This is a genomic window from Caldicellulosiruptoraceae bacterium PP1 (genome assembly GCA_041320695.1).
Lineage (GTDB): Bacteria > Bacillota > Thermoanaerobacteria > Caldicellulosiruptorales > Caldicellulosiruptoraceae > JBGGOQ01.
The window spans coordinates 16,004-32,578 of the sequence record JBGGOQ010000004.1 but is presented as its reverse complement, the minus strand read 5'-3'; the positions used below and the strand labels follow the sequence as shown (position 1 = coordinate 32,578).

Annotated in this window: 14 protein-coding genes; 13 read left to right on the top strand and 1 reads right to left on the bottom strand. The window is 30.7% G+C overall.

Translation table 11 applies throughout. The features are described 5' to 3' along the window. Positions 1-33: 33 nt before the first annotated feature. A complete protein-coding gene (locus tag ACAG39_07420; protein MEZ0537071.1) occupies positions 34-276 on the bottom strand; it encodes an AbrB/MazE/SpoVT family DNA-binding domain-containing protein in 243 nt (80 codons plus the stop codon). Positions 277-595: 319 nt separating this feature from the next. On the opposite strand from ACAG39_07420, the gene ACAG39_07415 reads away from it, so the two are divergent. From ACAG39_07415 to ACAG39_07355, 13 genes are all read left to right on the top strand, one after another. Further along, positions 596-1,198 (top strand): nucleoside recognition domain-containing protein, encoded by a 603-nt coding sequence (locus tag ACAG39_07415; GenBank protein ID MEZ0537070.1) that lies wholly within the window; start codon positions 596-598, stop codon positions 1,196-1,198. A gap of 2 nt (positions 1,199-1,200) precedes the next feature. Beyond that, positions 1,201-1,728: a nucleoside recognition domain-containing protein gene (locus ACAG39_07410; GenBank protein MEZ0537069.1), complete on the top strand. Its 528-nt coding sequence runs from the start codon at positions 1,201-1,203 to the stop codon at positions 1,726-1,728. A 354-nt stretch (positions 1,729-2,082) separates the two neighbouring features. Next, positions 2,083-3,726 carry an ABC transporter substrate-binding protein gene (locus ACAG39_07405; protein MEZ0537068.1) on the top strand — a complete coding sequence of 548 codons (1,644 nt, stop codon included), beginning with the start codon at positions 2,083-2,085 and terminating at the stop codon, positions 3,724-3,726. Between the two features lie 101 nt (positions 3,727-3,827). Beyond that, a complete protein-coding gene (locus ACAG39_07400; protein MEZ0537067.1) occupies positions 3,828-4,772 on the top strand; it encodes an ABC transporter permease in 945 nt (314 codons plus the stop codon). 34 nt (positions 4,773-4,806) lie between these two features. Then, on the top strand, positions 4,807-5,706 hold the full coding sequence (locus ACAG39_07395) for a carbohydrate ABC transporter permease (protein MEZ0537066.1): 900 nt from the start codon (positions 4,807-4,809) through the stop codon (positions 5,704-5,706). 52 nt (positions 5,707-5,758) lie between these two features. Further along, positions 5,759-7,522 carry a sensor histidine kinase gene (locus tag ACAG39_07390; protein ID MEZ0537065.1) on the top strand — a complete coding sequence of 588 codons (1,764 nt, stop codon included), beginning with the start codon at positions 5,759-5,761 and terminating at the stop codon, positions 7,520-7,522. Continuing rightward, complete coding sequence (locus ACAG39_07385; protein MEZ0537064.1) at positions 7,515-9,029, top strand: response regulator; 1,515 nt, start codon at positions 7,515-7,517, stop codon at positions 9,027-9,029. Before ACAG39_07390 ends, ACAG39_07385 begins: the two co-directional genes overlap by 8 nt. A 278-nt stretch (positions 9,030-9,307) precedes the next feature. Then, complete coding sequence (locus ACAG39_07380; protein MEZ0537063.1) at positions 9,308-10,312, top strand: glycoside hydrolase family 130 protein; 1,005 nt, start codon at positions 9,308-9,310, stop codon at positions 10,310-10,312. Positions 10,313-10,936: 624 nt separating this feature from the next. Continuing rightward, the gene (locus tag ACAG39_07375; protein ID MEZ0537062.1) at positions 10,937-12,661 is read left to right on the top strand and encodes an ABC transporter substrate-binding protein; all 1,725 of its coding nucleotides are present in this window, start codon (positions 10,937-10,939) and stop codon (positions 12,659-12,661) included. Between the two features lie 87 nt (positions 12,662-12,748). Then, the gene (locus ACAG39_07370) at positions 12,749-13,765 is read left to right on the top strand and encodes an ABC transporter permease (protein ID MEZ0537061.1); all 1,017 of its coding nucleotides are present in this window, start codon (positions 12,749-12,751) and stop codon (positions 13,763-13,765) included. Then, a complete protein-coding gene (locus ACAG39_07365) occupies positions 13,762-14,601 on the top strand; it encodes an ABC transporter permease (GenBank protein MEZ0537060.1) in 840 nt (279 codons plus the stop codon). The genes ACAG39_07370 and ACAG39_07365 overlap by 4 nt, the downstream gene beginning before the upstream one ends. Then, entirely contained in the window at positions 14,598-15,596 is a 999-nt protein-coding gene (locus ACAG39_07360; GenBank protein MEZ0537059.1) for an ABC transporter ATP-binding protein, read from the top strand. The genes ACAG39_07365 and ACAG39_07360 overlap by 4 nt, the downstream gene beginning before the upstream one ends. Beyond that, entirely contained in the window at positions 15,581-16,417 is an 837-nt protein-coding gene (locus ACAG39_07355; protein ID MEZ0537058.1) for an ABC transporter ATP-binding protein, read from the top strand. The genes ACAG39_07360 and ACAG39_07355 overlap by 16 nt, the downstream gene beginning before the upstream one ends. Positions 16,418-16,575: the final 158 nt, after the last annotated feature.

Sequence of the window (16,575 nt, the reverse complement as noted above, 5' to 3'; positions counted from 1 at the left end):
GCTGTCTAAAATTGACAGCCATTTTGTTATGAGTTAGCTTTTCTTAATTTCTTCAAAGCATTCCTTGCAAATATTTTTACCTTTGTAGTAGATAACATCTTTTGCATTTCCACAGAAGATACAAGCTGGTTCGTATTTTCTAAGAACTATTTTGTCCCCATCTACAAATATTTCTAAAGCATCTTTTTCAGCAATATCAAGAGTTCTTCTAAGCTCGATTGGAAGAACTATTCTACCAAGCTCGTCTACTTTTCTAACAACACCTGTTGATTTCATTTCAAAATCCTCCTTTCAACAATTTTCGACATTTCGAATATGCATTTATTGTACCATTGTTTCAATATTATGTCAAGGATATTTTATATCTTTTTACATTTTATTGATTAGTAACAAACATAAGTTTATAAAAGAATAGATATGAAAAATAATAAAAGTTTTATGATATCTTATTAACAATGTTTTCTACTATTTTGTTTAACATTATATAACAATATTAGTTGAAATTTAACATATAATTAAGCAAACTAAAATATTCGACAATAATCGACAAGATAATATAATGAATTATTAGTAGTCAATATTCATATTATTAAAAATGAGACTAAAAACAAAGAAAAAAAAAATGAATTTTGTGTTTTCTGTTCTTTTTATTGCCTCCTTTCTCATTTCGATATTTAATGGAAAATTTACGGAGCTTACTCAAATAATCTTTGACATACCAACCTCTTTTCTACAACTATTTTTTACAATTTCCCTTTCTATTATTCTATGGATGGGTGTAATAAATGTGGCAAAAGAATCGGGACTTATAGAAAAGTTTAATAAATTTTTGTATCCAATTATAAAAATTTTATTTAATACAAGAAGTAAATCAGCACAGAACTTTATAACAACTAATATTGTTTCAAATTTTTTTGGGTTAGGTAATGCAGCAAGCCCGGCAGGAATAAAAGCTACACAAGAACTTGAAAAAGAGTGTTCAAATAATGAAGCCTCTGATGATGTTATACTTTTTGTTATCTTAAATATCTGTTCAATACAAATTATACCAACAACAATGATTATGTTAAGAATTAAATATAATTCACAAAATCCATTTGGGTTTGTTTTAATTGTTCTTTGCGTTTCATTTTTGTCAACATTATTTGGTATTATCATGTGCAAGATATATAGTAAAATATGGAAAGGGAAGAAATAGATATGATTATCTTTTTCTATCAATTGCCTGCAATGTTTATTTTAATAATTTTACTTTATTCTATTTTTAAAAGAAATAATGTTTTTAAGAGTTTTGTTGAAGGAATTAAGCAAGGATTATATGTTGTTTTAAATATCTTACCTAATTTATTTGCTTTAGTTTTTGTTGTTGAGTTATTCGTAAGAACAAAAGCATCTGATTTTTTTATAAATTTTCTTAAACCATTATCATTTCTTTTTGGTATTCCAGAAAAGGTTTTACCTCTTATAATAATAAGGCCATTATCTGGAAGTGGTGCCTTAAGTTATGTAAATAGCATATTTGAAAGGTTTGGAGCAGATAGTAAAGAAGGTATATTTGCATCAGTTATTTGTACATCTTCAGAGACGTTGTTTTATGTTATTGCTACGTATATCGGGGCAACTAAAATAAAAAATACCCGATATCTTATATGGGTTGCACTTTTAGTTGAATTTTTTTTAATAATTATTACAAGTATTATATTGAACATATTTTTTATTAACAGATAATGGACTTGATTATTTTTTATTATTCATATTATACTAAAGCTACTATAAAATTTTTTACAAATTAATCATTTTAATATTTTATGTTTTCTAAACCCTTCTTAAATTTATTTACTAACTTTTCCTATAATATAAAGATAATTATATTTATAAGTAAATTTATTTTACATTATATGTATAAATTTTAATGTTTGTACTAAATATTTTAAATTTAATAACATGATATTAAATTTACGGTATTTTATTTTAAATTTATCTGGTTGTTTAGTACGTTGCAAAATATATATAATATAAGTGCAGTGTATTTTACATTTTTATAGTAAAATTTCACAATTAATTTTGAGGGAGGTATTTTTAATGGCTAAAAGAAGAATTGCTTTATTTTTAGCAGTAGTTTTCTTCTTAAGTCTTTTTGCAGGCGTTGGACTTGGCGAGAAGAAAGCTCAAGCTGCTACAAATCCAGTTACTTTCAAACTTTTCATTGGCGATTCAAATGCAAAGCCAATAGACTATTGGAAAACACCAATTGGTAAGAAGATTGAACAACTTACTGGTGTTAAGATTCAAGTTGAATACATTGTAGGTAGCGATGAAGAAACAAAGGCAGGTATTATGCTTGCTTCTGGTGATTTGCCAGATCTTATCAATGCACACAATGTTATCAACAAGTACATTGAAGCTGGTGCTTTAGTACCAATGGATGACTACATTAATAAGTATGGGAAGAATATTAAAAAATGGTACAGCCCACAAGCTTTAAAGAAACTAAAATATCCAAAAGATGGACACATTTATTACTTAACTCCATTTAGAGAAGAATCAGATCCACTTTATTCATTTGCTGGTTTCTGGCTACCAATTGCAACATTAAAAGAAAACAAATGGCCAGTTGTAAGAGATATTGATACTTATTTCAAAATTGTAAAAGATTATGTTAAGAAACATCCAACATATAACGGAAAACCAACAATTGGCTTCACAGCTTTAACAGATAGCTGGAGAATTTATGTTCTTATGCAACAACCATTAAGATTACAAGGTTATCCAAATGATGGTGGTTGGTTAATTGACGAAAAGACAGGTAATATTAAAGATAGCTTCACAATGCCACAAGCAAAAACATATTACAAGAGATTAAATGAACTTTGGAATAGTGGCTTAATGGACAAAGAAATGTTCTCACAAAACTACGATCAATATCTTGCTAAGATTTCATCTGGTAGAGTTATTGGTTTCTATGATGAAAGATGGCAAATTCAACAAGCAATTGATTCATTAGAAAAACAAAAACTTTATGATAGAATACCAATTGCTATGCCTTTACTTGACAAAGGTGTAAAGAGAGACAGATACAATGTTGTTACAATGGGAACTGGTGCAGGTATATCAATTACAACAAAATGTAAAGATAAACTTGCTGCATTCAAATACTTAGATAGAATGGCTCAAGAAGATATCCTAAAACTTATATACTGGGGTATCCAAGGTCAAGATTACAATGTTAAAAATGGTAAAATGTATCTAACAGATGCACAAATTAAAAGACGTTTAGATGCTTCATACCAAGAAAAACAAGGTATGTTAGGAAACACATGGTTCTCATTCCCAAGACCACCAATGGATATTCAATATCCAGACAAGAGTGGTACAATTTCTTGGGATTATTCAGAGCAAGCTTTAAGTGTTCGTTATAAGCCTTATGAAAAAGAAGTATTAAATGCATATAAGATTAAATCATTCAAGGATCTCTTTTCACCAACATGGAATTCACCATATGGATATGGTTGGGATGTTAAGATTCCAGATGATTTAAGTGTAATTGAAAATAAAGCTAATGATTTACAAAGAAGATATATAACAAAGATGATTATGGCAAAGAATTCTGCTGAATATGATAAGACTTGGAACGAATATGTATCACAAATCAAGAAACTTGGTCTTGAAAAAGTAATTAAATTCAGAGAAACAGAAATTAAGAGAAGACTTAAGGAATGGAACTAATGAAAAAATAAAGAATTTACTCACGGGGCTTTTAGCTTCGTGAGTAAATTTTATCATAAGGATTAAAACATTATGTTTTTATTTTGCTAGGAGGAAGATAAATGTCAGAGAACACATTATCCAAAAAGACAAAAAGCAGTTTTCTTACAACAGTATATAATCAAAGACAGTTAATAGTACTCACAATTCCTTTTTTATTTCTTGTTTTAGTTTTTAACTATCTTCCATTATGGGGATGGTTATTAGCATTCAAAAACTACAAGCCTTATTTAGGTTTTACTCAATCAGAATGGGTAGGACTTCAAAATTTCAAAGAACTTTTTGCTGATCCATACTTCTTTCAAGCATTAAGAAATACACTTGTAATAAGCAGTTTAAAGCTTATATTTAACTTTACTTCTTCAATTTTATTTGCATTATTATTAAATGAGGTTAAGAATATCCTATTTAAGAGGACTGTTCAAACAATATCATATTTGCCACACTTTGTTTCATGGGTTGTTGCAGCTAATATTATCTATACAGCTCTATCACCTGACAATGGTATAATAAATGATTTACTTTTGAAAGTAGGTTTATTGAAAGAACCAATTAACTTTTTAGGTGAAGGAAAATATTTCTGGTTTATTGCACCAATATCTGAAGTATGGAAAGAGATGGGATGGAACGCAATTATTTATCTTGCAGCTATGACAAACATTTCACCACAATTATACGAAGCAGCAAGTATTGATGGTGCAAGCAGAGTGAAACAGATATTTACTATTACATTACCAAGTATATTACCAACAGTTAAGATACTTCTTATAATGAATGTTGGTTGGATATTAAACGCAGGTTTTGAACAAATGTACTTATTACAAAAGCCATCAACTTTAGATTTCTCTGAAATCTTAGATACTTATATATTAAGATATGGTATTGGAAGTGGTAGATGGTCATATGCTACTGCTGCTGGTATATTTAACTCGGTTATAAGCCTTATACTTGTTACAACTGCAAACAAGATTTCATCAAAAATAGGTGAAGGGGAAAGGGTATTTTAGTTTAATCCATCAAAGTAAGGAGAGGACAGTTAATATGGTTAAAGGAAAAAAATATACTTTAGAGGATATTATCTTAAATTTTATTGTATACTTTTTTATGATATTAGTAGTAATTTGTACATTGTATCCTTTTTTAAATACACTTGCAGTTTCATTTAATGATGCTCTTGATTCTGTTAGAGGTGGTATTTATCTTTGGCCAAGAAAGTTTACTACTAATAACTATCATATGATTTTGTCAAAACCAGAAATTTATCACTCAGCACTAATTTCCGTTTTAAGGGCTATTATAGGTAGTTTAACAAATGTATTATCATGTTTGATGGTGGCTTATGGTATTAGTAGAAAAGATTACGTATTCAGAAAGTTTGTTTCAAGAACAATAGTGTTTACTATGTATTTTAGTGGTGGTCTTATTCCAGCATATTTACTTATGAAAAATCTACATCTTATTAATACTTTCTGGGTATATATTATTCCTGGTATGGTTAGTGCTTTTAATATTATTGTTATCAGAAGTTACATTGATGGTCTTCCAAAAGATTTAATTGAATCAGCAAAAATAGATGGTGCAAGTGAATACAGAATATTATTCTCAATAATATTGCCTTTGAGCCTACCTGTTTTAGCTACTGTAACATTATGGGTTGCTGTTGGCCAGTGGAATGCATGGTTTGATACATTCCTTTATAACTCAGGCAATCCAAACCTTAGTACTTTACAATTTGAACTTCAAAAGGTTCTACAATCTGTTCAATCAGCATCGTCAACACCTGATTTTTCAGCATCACTATCACAAGGTGGATCTGCTGTAACACCAACTGCCATAAGAGCTACAATGACAATTGTTGCAATACTTCCTATATTGTTTGTATATCCATTCCTACAAAGGTATTTTGTATCTGGTTTAACAATAGGTAGTGTAAAGGAATAATAAGAAGTGTAGTATAATTGATTTATATTAAATTTCTTGGTGAACTAAATAGATGAAATTTTTTAATAATATATCTTTATTTAAAAAGGTAATAGCTATTTTTATTTTATTTATATTTACACCTATTATTATTTCAAGTATATGGTTTACCATAGGTATTAGATATTATGTTAAAGATAAGATTGATTCTCAAATAATTAATTCTGCCCAAAATGCAATTTCTAATTTTAAAAAGAATATAGACTTTGCAATTAATTTTTCATACACTATTTATTCTGATAAAAGGGTTTTTGAGGCTATCAATACAAGGTATGAAACAATTGAGGATTTTTATGATTCATATGAAAATAATATAAAGCCAATACTTACAAATTCACGACTGCTTTACCCACAGATAGAGAACTTAACTATTCTTTGTAATAACCCAACTGTGCTTAACTCTGATGGCTTTATTAAACTTGATGATGAAACACAAAAGATTATTGAAGGTAATAATATTAAAAATAAAAATCTTTATGTGATAAGTGGTATTCAAAATGAAAAAGCATTTGTTAGCCTTGTCATGAACCTGAATTTTTATGAACAGTATGTGCAGAAATATGGAAAAAGCAATATAAAAAAATTCTTAAAAGTTGATTTAAACAGGGTATATTTAAATAATATTCTAAGTGGGCTTAAAAATACTCATATTTATATTATTGATAACAACGGTATTGTATTTTTCGGAGATACATTATTCTATGACAGAATTAAAAAATTCAATGAAATTTCAAAAGAAATAAATAATAAAATGATAAAAGTTGTTATTGATAGTGATCTCGGGAAGGATATACCTTATTTTAGCGGTTGGAGATTACTTATTACCGCTAATTATAATGAAATAAATAAAGAATTATTAAAACAGCAAGTTTATTACATTATTGTGGGTATAATAAGCTTCGTATTAGCTTTTTTTGCATTATTAATATTATCAAACTCGATTGTTTCTCGTTTAGCATTATTAGTCAAGCATATAAAAAAGGCAAAAAATCAAAATTTTGAAGTAATATCAATAGATTCAGGTAAAGATGAGATTGGTGAAACAATTAACGAATTTAATAATATGGCACTGCAGATAAAGGATTTATTGGAAAGGGAAATAAAATATAAACTAAAAGAAAAAGAGCTTATTATTGAAAAAAAACAAGCTGAAATAAATGCTTTACAAAACCAAATTAATCCTCACTTTTTATTTAATACATTGGAAACAATAAGAATGAGAAGTATATTGAAAAAAGAGATAGAAACTGCAAATGCAATTAAACTTTTAGCGAAAATTCTAAAAAGGGTTATTAGGTGGGAGAGGGATTTAATACAAATAAGTGAAGAAATTGCAGCAGTTAAGGATTATCTTGAGATACAAAAGTATAGATTTGGAGATAAATTAGAATTTAATATTTTTGTAGAAGAAAAAGCAATGAAGGCAAAAATACCAAAAATGACACTTCAACCTTTAGTTGAAAACTCGTGTGTTCATGGCCTTGAAAATAGTAAAGATAAAGGCATTGTAACAATAGATATATATGAAAATGGTAACAACATATACATAATAAGCAAGGATAATGGTATTGGAATAGAAGAACAATATCTTTATAAGCTTATTGATGATATTAAGAATAACAATAATAATGGCCAAAATATAGGTCTTAAGAATATTTATAAAAGACTTAATTTATTCTTTGATGATAAATTTGAATTTGATATTAAGAATAATGAGCTTGGTGGTGTGAATGTTATAATTAAAATACCTTTTATATGGGAGAATGACAATGTTTAAAGTCTTTTTGGTAGAAGATGAAATGTTTATGAGAGAAGGGTTAAAAAATATAATAGATTGGGAAGGTTATGGCTTTAAGATAATTGGCGAAGCTGAGGATGGTCAAGAGGCTTTAAACTTTCTTATAAAAGAACAGGTTGATTTATTATTAACTGATATAAAAATACCAATAATAAACGGTTTGGAATTAATTAAAAGAGTGAAAGAAAATATTTACCCTGCACCAGAAATTATTGTTATTAGTGGTTTTGCAGATTTTGAATATGCAAGAACAGCTTTAAGATATGGTGTTAGTAACTATTTATTAAAACCTGTTGAAGAAGAAGAACTGATAGATACTTTGTTAAAAATTAAATCAAAATTAAAAAAGAAGAGTATAAACATTGAATCTAATACCTTTCAATCTGAAAAATTGAAAGAGGATATAAAAAATAGAATATTAAGCAATAATATTAATCTATATGATGGGTATTACTTAGGAATTATTTATCTTAAAGATATTCTGAAGTGGCTTAATAATTTCCCAGATGAAAAAATAGATAACATATTACAACAAGTAGATTATACATTACTAAATTTAGGAATAAAAAACATATATTATTTAACAGAAAATGAAGGTAAATATTTTATTCTTTCAAAAGAAAAACAGCATTTTGAAAAGGTATTGGAAGTATTGATAAATAAATTGAATTTCTTAAATGAAATTGTAATTGCACTTTCTAATAGTTTTAATGACATAGAGGATATTGATAATGCTATTTATGAAAGTTTATATTCGTTAAATTTTGCAACATTTTATAAAAATTTAGGTATTATTGAATATAGTTATATTTCAAATAACATTAAAGATGCACTATATAGTAAAGAATATGATAAAAGAATAATTGAAGCAATTGAATCTGAAGATGCTGAAAATCAAATAACCAATATTATTAATGACATGTTAGATAGCATTAAGACAAATAAAATATCATTTGATTTAGTAAAGGCGTATATTAATTATATTGTTATATCAATTTCAACATATTTTAACAAATTAGGATTTTACATTGAAAACGAAATAGAATCATTTTCAAAAAAACAGTTTTACTTTACAAATATTGATATGGTTAATGAAGGATTAAGAGAGGTTCTTATTAATATATCTAAAAAGCTGAAGCAATGGAATATAAAAAACAATAAAGGAATACTTTTAGAACTTGAACGATATATTAGAGAAAATTATAATAAAAATCTTACATTAAAAAATGTTGCACAAAAACACTTTATTCACCCTGCATATTTAGGTCAACTGTTTAAGAAGCATTATGGTATGTATTTTAATTCATATCTACAGAAAATAAGAATTGAAGAAGCAAAAAAATTTTTAAAAACCACTGATATGAAACTTTATGAGATATCTCAAAAAGTTGGTTATAATGATACAGATTATTTCATTCAATGCTTTACAAAATACTGTAACATGACCCCTAATCAGTATAGAAAAAGCTTTAATACAAAACAATGAGGTAAACTTTTTTATTATTTTATAAAATAAATAGGCTGTCATATTAAATTAAATAAAAAGGCAGTCTATTTATTTTGTAAATTTAAATGTAAAATTATTTGTAAAATATTTTATTTAATTTTTAATATAAAATATTTAAAATTTCTGGTTGTTTTATTGCAAATGTAATTGTATAATATATTTAAATGCATAAAATGATTACATATGCTGTCTAATCATATTACACAGTAAACTTATCATTTTAAATAAACAATTTTAATTATGAAAGGAGAATAATAATGGGAGAATTAAAGATTTTTACAGAATCAATTCCAAATATTCCTTGGGAGGATAGGCCACAAGGGTCAAAGGATCTTGTTTGGAGATATTCTCAAAACCCAATTATTAAAAGAGACCATATAAAAAGGTCAAATAGTATTTTCAATAGTGCTGTTGTTACTTACAACGGAAAATTTGCTGGTGTTTTCAGAGTAGATGACAAACAAAGATCAATGAATGTACATGCTGGTTATAGCGAAGATGGATATAACTGGGTTTTAACAGAAGATCCAATTGATTTTATACAAGAGACAAGAGACCCTCTTGTAAGCTCATATAAATATGATCCAAGGGTAACAAAAATTGAAGATAAATATTACATTTCATGGTGTAATGGATATTATGGTCCAACAATAGGTATTGGTTATACTTATGACTTTAAGAAATTTTATCAAATAGAAAATGCATTTTTGCCATTCAATAGAAATGGTGTTTTATTTCCAAGAAAGATAAATGGGAAATACGCAATGTTAAGCCGTCCATCTGACAATGGGCATACACCATTTGGTGATATATTTTACAGCGAAAGTCCAGACATGATTCACTGGGGCTGCCATAGATATGTTATGGGAGCAGGTCATCATTGGGGTGGTTGGCAATCATTAAAGATAGGTGCTGGTCCTACTCCAATTGAGACAAGCGAAGGATGGCTACTTATATATCATGGTGTTCTTCTCTCATGTAATGGTTATGTTTATAGTTTTGGAGCAGCTTTGCTTGATTTAGAAAAGCCTTGGATAGTAAAATATAGATCAAAAGACTATTTGATGTCACCACAAACACTTTATGAATGTGTTGGTGATGTTCCAAATGTTGCATTCCCATGTGCAGCACTTTGTGATCAAGACACAGGAAGACTTGCTATTTATTATGGTGGTGCTGATACAGTTGTAGGCCTTGCATTTGGATATGTTCAAGAAATAATTGATCATTTAAAAGCTGAAGGACACAAGCTTAATCCATAAATAAAAAAGAGCTACCTATGATTTTCTTATAATAGGTAGCTCTTTTTTTATGTTAAATTATTCAAAAAAATAATCACCTCAATATAACAATTAATTTTTTATATACATAAAATCTCGCATCTTTATAATTATAAAAATAAGACATTTTTTTAAAACAAAGTCCAAAAAGTCTATTTAATTATTATGTAAAATTATTATAAAATGAAATTAATATTACTATATTATTATAAATTATATATAACAAACATATCATTATTAATAAAATTATATAAATTAGAAATTATGATAAGCTTTAAATTGTTCATAATTAACTTTTATATTGTCAAAAATGTTCAATATTATTAAGAAAAAAAATCTTTAATATATTAAATAACTGGTTATTTTACAATAAAAAAGGGTATAAATTTTATTGTAATAATCAAATTAAACAAAAATAATTTTAAAATTAATTAACATTTTATTATAATATAATAATTTAACATTGACAATTAAAAATGACAGTGATAGAATTTATACAACATTTCAAATATTAATAATTACATATCATTGTTACGTTTGTTGGCAACATGGTTTTGCCATGATTATTAGAATAAAATAAAATAAAGAAAGGGGAGGCTTTTTAGAATGCAAAGGAGTAAAAAGCTTACGAGGTTGGTAGCATTAGCAGTTGCAGTGATATTTTTAGTTTCACTTGCCATGTCATTTGCAATTGCAGGCGAAAAGATGACCCGGAAGAATACCCTTTATGTTGCAGGTTTCCAATGGGGACCACCAACAAACTTCAATCCATTCAACACAAGCCCAGCGTGGCCAATTGGAAGCAATTCGTACATTTATGAAACACTATTCTCATTTAACCTAATCACAGGTAATTTGGACCCATTGATAGGAGAGAAGTATCAGTGGAAAGACAGCCTTACATTAGTAATAACCCTTCGTAAAGGTACAAAGTGGCAGGACGGAAAGCCCCTTACAGCTAAAGACGTAGAGTACACAATAAACCTAGGTAAGAAGGTAGCAGTATCATACAGTCCAATTTGGGATTACATCACATCATGTAAAGCATTGAATGATTTAACAATTGAGATGAAGCTAAATCCAAAGAAAGCACATAAAGCAATGGTAGAGAACTATATAAGCACAATTCGTATAGTACCAAAACATGTATGGGAACCAATCGAAAAGAAGAATGCAGTAACTCAAGCAGTAAACCTAAAACCAGTCGGCTCAGGTCCATATAAACTTCTTAGCTACAATCAATCACAGATAGTATTAGTAAGGGATGATAATTACTGGGGAATTAAGTACTTTGGTAAACCAGCTCCAACATATATTGTACATCCAATATTCAAGAGTAACGATGCAGGCAACTTAGCATTAGAAAAGGGACAAATAGATTTATCACAACAATTCTGCCCACAGATATGGAAGATGTGGGAAGACAAGAAGTTACCAGTGGGTACATGGTATAAGAATGTTCCATATCACGTACCAGCATCAATACCATCATTGATAATCAATGTAAACAAGAAGCCACTCAATAACCCATTAGTAAGAAGAGCATTAGCATATTCAATAAACTATGCGAAGATAGCAGAGACAGCAATGTCAAGGTATTCACAGCCAGTATCATCAAGCTTGATAATACCAGTAGGAGTACCAGAGAAGAAGTTCTACAACAAAGCAGATGTAGAGAAATACGGATGGAAGTATGATCCAAAGAAGGCAGTAGAGATATTAGAAAAAGAACTAAAAGCAAAGAAAGGCAGCGACGGGGTATACGTATTACCAGATGGAACAAGGCTTGGACCAATAACACTTGAATGTCCGTATGGATGGACAGACTGGATGACATCATTAGAGGTAGTAGCAGAGAGTGCGAAGAAGGTAGGATTTGATATAAGAACATCATATCCAGAATTTCCAGTAGTAGCAGACCACAGAGATAATGGGAACTTTGATATATTGATGTGGACACCAGGAGGTGGATATTCACCAGCACATCCATGGATAAGATTCAGGGATGTAATGGAATCAAGAGGAGTACCACCGGCAGGGCAAGTAGCATACTGGAACTGGGGAAGATATAAAAATGCCCAAGCAGAGAAGTTACTTGATCAGGCAGCATCAACACAGGATACAAAGAAGTTAACAGAGATATACAGACAACTTAATATATTATATATGAAAGATATACCAATAATACCACTTGAATATAGACCATGGGAGTTCTATGAATATAACGAAACATATTGGACTAACTTCCCGAATGAAAAGAACCCGACAGCACCACCACAACATAACTATGCTGGTGTTCAACTTCTTTACAAGATTAAACCAAAGAAATAAAATAGGTTTCTAACTTGATTAATAGGGAAGGGAGAAATATTATCTCCCTTCCCTAAATAATATTAATATGTGTCAGGGGAGACGAAAATGAAATCGAAATTTGGACAATATTTAATGAGGAAGGTAGCATGGTATTTATTAGCCCTATATATAGCAATAAGCCTAAACTTTTTCTTACCGAGATTAATACCCGGGAATCCAGTGCAGGTAATAATAAGCCAGCTAACAAGAGGAGGAGCACTGCAAGGAGATGCAGTAAAGAGGCTATATGAAACATACATGAAGGAGTTTGGGCTTGATAAGCCATTGATAATGCAGTATTTTGCATATTTAAGGAATATACTAAGAGGGGATTTAGGGACATCATTTATGTTGTATCCAGGTAAGGTAATAGATTTAATAAAAGAGGCATTGCCATGGACATTAGGGCTACAGATACCAGCAATATTGATAGGATGGATAATAGGGAACTTACTTGGAGCATTTAGTGCATACAAGGGAAAGAAGTTTGATGGAGTAGTATTTACAACATCATTGGTATTTTCAAACATACCCTATTACTGTTTAGCAATAATACTACTATACCTATTTGCAGTAAAATGGCCGGTGCTGCCAACAGGAGGAGGATATGACTTTGGATTTATGCCATCATTTTCATTAGACTTTATAGGGAATGTACTCACCCACTACATACTGCCGTTTAGTTCGTTGGTGTTAGTAGCAATAGGTGGGCAGGCGATAGGGATGAGACAGATGGCGTTATATGAGCTTACAACAGATTATGTAAACTATTCAAGGACACTTGGATTAAAGGATAAGAAGATAATAAGGTATGTGTTCAGGAATGCGATGTTACCACAGGTAACAGGGCTTGCATTATCATTTGGGACCATGATGGCAGGGGCATTGATAACCGAGACAGTATTTTCATATCCTGGAGTAGGGAGTTTATTATTTTCAGCAGTAAGGCAGGTAGACTACCCATTGATACAGGGATGTACCCTGTTTATAACGGTAGCAGTGTTATTAGCAAACTTTTTAGTAGAGATAGCATACGGGTTTATAGACCCAAGAATAAGAGCAGCACAAGAGGGTGAGAGATGATGGGGACAATAAAGACATTATTCAGGCACAAGAGATTCATATTAGGCTTTGTACTATTTGTAATGGTGCTGTTATTTGGTATATTTGGGCCGATAATAAATAGCCGAAATCCATTTGACACAGTAGGAGGGTTATTTACAGCACCATCAAACAAGTATGTATTAGGGACAGATAATTTAGGTAGGGATGTTTTAACCGAGTTAATGCATGGTACCAGGACGTCATTGATAATAGGGTTTTTAGGAGGAATAATAGCAACATTAATAGGAGTGAGCATAGGGGCAATAGCAGGATATAAAGGAGGGACTTTAGAGGAGGTATTGATGGGATTTACCAATGTAGTAATAACAATACCTACGATAGTAATATTGATACTGTTGTCAATAGCCATAAAGACAAGGTCACTTGAGACAATGGCACTAATCATAGGAGTAACAAGCTGGCCGTGGACAGCCAGAGCAGTAAGGGCACAGGCATCAAGTTTAAGGACAAGGGAGCATATAGACCTGGCAAAGATATCAGGATTTAGGAGTATAGAGATAATCATATTAGATGTAATACCATATATGTTTTCATACATAGCCATGGCATTTATACTTCAATTTGCAAGTGGAATAATGAATGAGGCAACACTCAGTATGTTAGGGCTTGGGCCATTTAACACAATATCATTAGGAGTAATGTTGCACTGGTCATTGTTATGGGAATCGGTAAGGGTAGGAGCATGGTGGGCATTCATACCACCGGTATTGTTCTTATCATTAACAACATTTTCATTGATGTGTATGAACTCCAGTATGGACGAAATTTTTAATCCGAGGTTGAGAAGATCATGAGTGAAGTAATAAATGTAACTAGGGAATTAATAACCATAAGGAACTTAAGGGCATATTACAAGTTAGATGAAGGAATAGATGTAAAGGCAGTAGATGGGGTAAGCCTTGAGTTAAATGAGAAAGAGATATTGGGGATAGCCGGTGAGAGCGGATGTGGGAAATCCACATTAGCAAGCGTGCTGTCATTTAATATAAACCCACCTTTGTACATAAAGGAAGGGGAGATATATATAGACAGAAAAGACGTAGTGAACATGAGCAAAGAGGAGATAAGGAAAGAGATAAAAGGGAGCATATTATCGGTAGTACCACAGGGGGCAATGAATTCATTAAACCCGACACAGAGGGTAAGGAGATTGATAGTAGATATAATGAAGGAACATTATCCAGAGAAGGAAGAGGAAGAGATACTAAAGGAAGCCAAGGAGAGAGCCATAAGTTTGGGGTTACCAGAGAGGGTATTAGAGGCATACCCACACCAATTGAGCGGGGGAATGAAGCAGAGGACAATAATAATGATATCAACGTTATTAAATCCAAAGATATTGGTAGCCGATGAGCCGACATCAGCGTTGGATGTATCATCACAAAAGAGCGTAATAAGGATGTTGGTGGAGTTAACAAAGAAGCAGATAATACAGAGTGTAATATTCATAACCCATGAGTTGCCGCTACTCAGGCATTTTACAACAAGGATAGCAATAATGTATGCGGGGAAGATAGTGGAGATAGGGCCAACAGAGGATGTGATATTTAAACCAATGCATCCATATACTGAGGCATTGATGGCATCCATGTTAGTACCTGAGCCTGAGATGAAGGCAAGGAGGGTAGAAGGGATACCGGGTGTACCTCCGGACTTAAAGAATCCACCTAAAGGATGCAGGTTTGCCCCGAGGTGTAGTAAGGATAAGAAGATGAAGATATGTGAGGAGAGGGAACCCGAAGTAAAAAGTATAGGTGGGAGACAGATATGGTGTTGGAGAATGCAGTAAACAAAACAAGGCAAGAGGAAGTAAAAAATAAAGAGATATTATTAAAGGTAGAGAACTTAAGAAGGGAATTTGGGTCAGGGAGTAACAAGGTAATAGCGGTAAAGGATGTAAACTTTGAGGTAAGAAGGGGAGAGATAATATCATTATTAGGAGAGAGTGGAAGCGGTAAGACAACAGTAGCCAGGATGATATTAAGGCTTTTAGAGCCCACAAGTGGAAGGATACTATATAAAGGAGAAGATATCTCAAAGTTTAAGAATAGGAAGAAAGCCCTAAATTATTGGAAGCATGTACAGGCAGTATTCCAAGACCCATTTTCATCATTTAACATATTCTATTCAGTGCACAGGGTGTTAAATAACACATATAGATTAATGGATAAGGAAGTAGGGAAGGAAGAAAGGGAGAAGGAGATAAGAAATGCATTAGAAACAGTTGGGTTAAACCCGAATGAGCTACTTAATAAGAAGATATTTGAACTAAGCGGTGGACAGAGGCAGAGGATAATGATAGCCAGGATAATACTATTAAAGCCAGATATACTGATAGCAGATGAGCCAACATCGATGATAGATGCATCATCGAGGGTATCAATACTAAACTATTTGATGAGTTTAAGAACCAGTTATAATATGACAATAATATTCATAACCCATGATATAGGGTTAGCATATTACACAAGCGATAGGCTGCTTGTGATGAATAAAGGAGAGATAGTAGAGCAAGGGACAGCAGATGAGGTGGTTGAGAATCCTAAGCACGAGTATACCAAGAAGCTACTTTCAGATGTGCCGGTTATAATGAGAAAATGGGATCTATAAAGCTAAATATCATAAAGCCCATGATTAGGTTTTTGCCTATCATGGGCTGAAATAAAATATAAATAATTAACAGATAATTATAATATTAAATTTTAATTATATATATTATTGAAAATAACATGATTTTTATAATTAATGGGGGGTTTTTAATAAAAAAA

Excerpts from the sequence above, each read along its gene's own strand:
- ACAG39_07420 (MEZ0537071.1), bottom strand. The coding sequence starts at position 276 with ATGAAATCAACAGGTGTTGTTAGAAAAGTAGACGAGCTTGGTAGAATA.
- ACAG39_07415 (MEZ0537070.1), top strand. The coding sequence starts at position 596 with ATGAGACTAAAAACAAAGAAAAAAAAAATGAATTTTGTGTTTTCTGTT.
- ACAG39_07410 (MEZ0537069.1), top strand. The coding sequence starts at position 1,201 with ATGATTATCTTTTTCTATCAATTGCCTGCAATGTTTATTTTAATAATT.
- ACAG39_07405 (MEZ0537068.1), top strand. The coding sequence starts at position 2,083 with ATGGCTAAAAGAAGAATTGCTTTATTTTTAGCAGTAGTTTTCTTCTTA.
- ACAG39_07400 (MEZ0537067.1), top strand. The coding sequence starts at position 3,828 with ATGTCAGAGAACACATTATCCAAAAAGACAAAAAGCAGTTTTCTTACA.
- ACAG39_07395 (MEZ0537066.1), top strand. The coding sequence starts at position 4,807 with ATGGTTAAAGGAAAAAAATATACTTTAGAGGATATTATCTTAAATTTT.
- ACAG39_07390 (MEZ0537065.1), top strand. The coding sequence starts at position 5,759 with ATGAAATTTTTTAATAATATATCTTTATTTAAAAAGGTAATAGCTATT.
- ACAG39_07385 (MEZ0537064.1), top strand. The coding sequence starts at position 7,515 with ATGTTTAAAGTCTTTTTGGTAGAAGATGAAATGTTTATGAGAGAAGGG.
- ACAG39_07380 (MEZ0537063.1), top strand. The coding sequence starts at position 9,308 with ATGGGAGAATTAAAGATTTTTACAGAATCAATTCCAAATATTCCTTGG.
- ACAG39_07375 (MEZ0537062.1), top strand. The coding sequence starts at position 10,937 with ATGCAAAGGAGTAAAAAGCTTACGAGGTTGGTAGCATTAGCAGTTGCA.
- ACAG39_07370 (MEZ0537061.1), top strand. The coding sequence starts at position 12,749 with ATGAAATCGAAATTTGGACAATATTTAATGAGGAAGGTAGCATGGTAT.
- ACAG39_07365 (MEZ0537060.1), top strand. The coding sequence starts at position 13,762 with ATGATGGGGACAATAAAGACATTATTCAGGCACAAGAGATTCATATTA.
- ACAG39_07360 (MEZ0537059.1), top strand. The coding sequence starts at position 14,598 with ATGAGTGAAGTAATAAATGTAACTAGGGAATTAATAACCATAAGGAAC.